This window comes from Nodosilinea sp. LEGE 07298 (assembly GCF_015207265.1).
Taxonomy (GTDB): Bacteria; Cyanobacteriota; Cyanobacteriia; order Phormidesmidales; family Phormidesmidaceae; genus Nodosilinea.
The window spans coordinates 1-4,415 of sequence record NZ_JADEXE010000429.1; the positions used below are offsets into that span (position 1 = coordinate 1).

At 61.2% G+C, this 4,415-nt stretch carries 2 protein-coding genes; both read right to left on the reverse strand.

The window, feature by feature from the left end; translation table 11 throughout:
- A partial coding sequence (locus IQ273_RS30965) for a zinc-dependent metalloprotease family protein (protein WP_194026932.1) occupies window positions 1-697 on the reverse strand: 697 nt, incomplete at its 3' end.
- Between the two features lie 78 nt (window positions 698-775).
- Window positions 776-4,132, reverse strand: a complete 3,357-nt coding sequence (gene recJ, locus IQ273_RS35560) for a single-stranded-DNA-specific exonuclease RecJ (protein WP_313898310.1) — start codon at window positions 4,130-4,132, stop codon at window positions 776-778.
- Window positions 4,133-4,415: the final 283 nt, after the last annotated feature.

Below are 4,415 nucleotides of genomic sequence, written 5' to 3' on the forward strand. Positions count from 1 at the left end.
GGCTAGAGCGAGTCAGGCGGCTATCGCGGACGACCTCAATCTGGCGATTGGTGAGGCGATCGAGGTTGGCTCCATCGGGGGTAATGTCATCGAGGGTGCTGGGCGAGTTGCGAAAGCCACCATCGGTCATCAGGTTATTTGCCCCCCCGGCCCCAAAGCCCTCGTGGGTGAGGCCAAGGTTGTGGCCAATTTCGTGGGCGACGGTGTCGAGGCGGCCAATGCCGTTGTTGAAAGCCAAAATGTCGTCATCGATTACAATGCCGTTCTGGTCAATCCAGCCCAGGCCCAGGGTGTCGAACCCTTCGAAGGGAAAAATGCTTTCTACAAACCACAGGCTAATCGGGCCAGAGGTGCGGGTCGAGAGCGGGTTGCGGCCAAAGGCTCCGGCTCCGCCCGCAAAGGACAGTTCCTCAAACTCGTCCTGGCTATCGATGGTGAGAAAGCGGCTGGCGTTGAGCCGATTGGGGGCCAAAAAACTAATGTCGAGGTTGGCCTGAGCCCAAATTTTGCGGGTCGCTTCCTCAAAGGTGGCCAGGTCGGCGCAGAACAGGCCAAAGTCGTCGCACACCTGAATCGGCTGAATATTGACAAACCGAGTGGGGCCACGGCTACCCTGCCCTTCGCCTGTGCACGACACCAGCGCCGCCGAAAGGCCGCAAACTAGCAAAAACCGGGGCTGAAAAGGCAGGTTGACCATCGGGGCAAAGCGAGATAACTCAGAGCTGGGCGAAGCTTCCAGACCACCTTACCCTGAGCAACCGTAAGATCAGGGAGATTAGCCAAAAATTTTCTGTAAAATTCCCTTTTTTTGACGTTGCCCCAGCACCAAATGTTGCAGCATTTGCCCTTGCCACTGGGGCAAAGACTCGCTAGCCTGCTGTAGCTGCGCCACCTGGGCCAGGTCTGAAGCCGCTTCGGCCCCTCCCCCGGTCAGCCACCGAGCAATCGGGTGATCCCACCCCTGAAGAAATTCGTCGAGCATGACCCGGTGGCTGTCGTCAATGGGGAAGGGGGGCTCGCTGGTGTCGGCCTGAGTGGTTTCGTGCAGACCTTTGCGAGGTTTGGCTTTGGCGGCCAGGGCTTTGGACGTGAGCGATCGCCAGGTTTCGCTCAGCAACGGTGGCAGCACCGCCAAAGTTGCGGCCTCAGCCATATCGCTGGCCAGGGCAATCAAGTCGCGATCGCCGGTTTGCTCACCGTAGTGGGCAAAGTCGGCCAGCAGGGGCTGCCACAGCTCGCGCTCTAGCACTGTGGCAAACCCTACCGCTGCCGGGTCGGCCACAGGGCCACTGGCATTGGCCAAATGGGCTATGGCGATCGCCAAATCGTTCTGGCTCTCGGCGCTGAGGCAAAACCAGACGCGATCGCTTAAGTTCTGCCGCACCTGCTGCTTGGCTTCATCGAGCTTTAGCGCTGGAGTCGGGACCGATACCGCCGGTTTACTGGTAGCCGGAGGCGAGCTAACCACGGGCGGCGTGGATATCTGGGAGGCCTTGGGAACGGGCGAGGGTTCGGGGGAAACGGGTGTGGCAACGGCCGGTTCAGGCTGAACCGGCAGCGCCTGAACTTGCGCGGCTAAAAAGGCGGCTTTCTCGGCGGGGTCTGATTCTTTTTGCACCGTTCCATTTTGCCCAGCCCCAGGCTGAACGGGCTGAACCGGCAGATCTGGGGTTTGCGCCGCCAAAAGAGCGGCGTTCTCGGCGGCTAGGGCGTTTAGCCGCGCATCTTTTTGGGTCAGCAGGGCATCTTGTTCCGCTAGCAGGGCTTCTGCCTCAGCCAGCCGCTGCGCCATCTGCTGTAGTTCTACTGCCCCCGCCCCCGCCCGTACCAAGTTGCCGTAGTGGGGTTCGCTGAGGTCAATCGGTTTGGCCGACTCGCCGGGGGGGTAAAGCCACCCCTGGGGGTCGCCCCGCTTGACAACCAGCCGCTGCCCCTCGGGGTTACTGATGGTCAGAGTCGCGATGTCTGCAACCGTGGTGGTGGTCGCTGAGTAGCGGCGATTACTAAAGGTAAAGTCGGCCTCGGTGGTGGGAGACGCCGCTGTCGTTGTTGCAGACGGTGCCGTTTTAGGTGCTGCCGCTTCGGGCGGTGCTGCCTCGGTGAGATTGGCTTCCTCGGCCTGGCCAGCCTGAGGAGAAGCGTTTTGCACCGGATCTGAAATTGGCGTAGAGATAACCCTAGGCAGGTCTGCCTCAGCCTCATACCCCGGTGCGGCCTCGCTCTCTCGCAGCGGGGTGGTTTGGTAGGTGGGAATGGCTCCCCCAGCCGAGAGCTTGGGTAGCGATGGCCCAACCGGGCGAGGGGGTGCAGCAGGCGACGTAGCACCGGCCCGATCGCTAGACAGAGCCGGGCTAGCCCCCGCCGCCTGCTGCACCCCCACTAGCTCTAGCTCCACGCTGGTTGTACCCTGCCACTCGTTTTGCTTGAGCTTGTAGGCGACATCGAGGCGATCGGGTAGGGGGTAGTACTCGCCCCAGCGCCAGGCGATCGCCTTGATCGTGGTATTGCCGCCCGCTTCTCCCAGCACTAGCTTGAGGTGGTCGCGGTTGCGGCCCACGGTCTGCTGCTCTAGCACCCGCAGGTTCGGCGTCCAAAACACCGGGTCGGGGTTCTCAATCCCGCAGGGATGCAGGTGGTCGATCTGGTCAAACAAGCCCTGATCGATGTCGCTGAGCTGGGCCTGGGCATCGATTTTAACCAGGGGCTTGAGCAAATCGACCGTAAGCGTTTGGCAGGCATAGTGCGACAGCCGCGTTGTCACCTGACGCAGCCGATTGGCCAGAAACGAAAAGCCCCCCGCTGCCCGGTGGCCGCCAAACTTTTCCATTAAGTCATGGCAGCTTTGTAGAGCGGCAAACACGTCAAACTCAGGAATGCCCCGAGCCGACCCGCGAATGACTTTGTGATCGTCATCCTCGTAGGTACCAATGAAGACGGGCACCCCATAGCGCTCCACCAGCCGCGAAGCCACAATGCCAATCACGCCGTGATGCCAGCCCGGCTGCACCACCACCAGCACGCGATCGCGCTCAATATCCACCGTGCCCAGGGCTCGCTGCTGCTCACACCAGGCGATCGCCTCCTGCTCAATGCTCTGGCACAGGTCCTGGCGGGTAGCATTGATCTGCTCGCACTGCATGGCCCGCTCCAGCGCCACCCCTACATCGTCGGTGGTGAGCAAATCAATCACAATCTGCGGTTCGCTAATCCGGCCCACCGCGTTGATGCGCGGCCCCAGGCGAAAGCCAATGTGCTCGGGCTTGAGCGGCTTGCTCTGGTCGGCCAGCCCCGCCACCTGAATCAGCGCCTGAATGCCAAACAGCCGCGACCGGGGCAGCAGCCCCAGCCCCCGCCGTACCCAGCGCCGATTTACCCCCGTCAGCGGGGCCAGGTCGGCAATGGTGCCCAGGGTAAACAGCTCTAGCAGTGGCCCAGTTAAATCCTGGGTGCGCCCCAGCGCCTGGGCTAGACACACCGCCAAAATGTAGGCTACCCCCACCCCTGCCACTCCCCGGTAGGGCGAGGCTTCCGGCAAGAGCTTGGGGTTCAAAATTGCATTGGCTGGCGGAATCTCGGGAGGAATATCGTGGTGGTCAGTGATAATTACCGCCAGGCCCAGCTCTCTTGCCCGGGCGATCGGGGCCACCGCCGCAATGCCGTTGTCCACCGTCAAAATAATGCTGACACCCTCGGCGTAGCAGTCTTCCACGATGCGGGTGTTGATGCCGTAGCCCTCGGCCATGCGGCTGGGAATGGTGTAGCTAACCTGTGCCCCCAGCGCCCGCAGCGCTCGCAGCAGCAGGGCGGTGCTAGTCATGCCATCAGCGTCGTAATCGCCGCAGATCGCGATCGCCTGCTGAGTGGTAATGGCCGTCACCAGCAGCTCTAAACTCGCCGCCAAATCAGGAAACTCGGCCAGGGGCGAGGGCAACTGCTGCCGCTCGGGGTCAAGAAAATCGGTCGCCTGCTCGGTGGTGGTCAAGCCCCGGTTGATCAATACCTGGGTCAGCAGCGGCGATAGCCCTGTAGCCTGGGCCAAGGATGCGGCTAACGATGCATTTGCCGTTGCTACCTGCCACCGCTGTCGGGGCAAGCCAGTTGTGAGAGGGGGCGAAATCGCAGAGTCGGTCACAACACAGGGGACACTAGATCACGTGCACTTATCATAGCGGGAGATATTGGTTTGGTTAAACCAAGCCAATCCACAGCAGAAGCTCGTTTCAGCAAAAGATTGTGACCCAGCTACCTTAGAGCACCGTACCAGAGTAGGCACCTGCTGGGCTACCGGCATTCGAAGGGCCGGGAGGCTAGGGAGCTAAGGGGGCTGGATTAATGGGTTTATTTCTAGTCATGCGGTATTAACACTCTACGGCTGAATCATGCCCACCCTTCCGAATTGCTTGGCTCCCTATCCC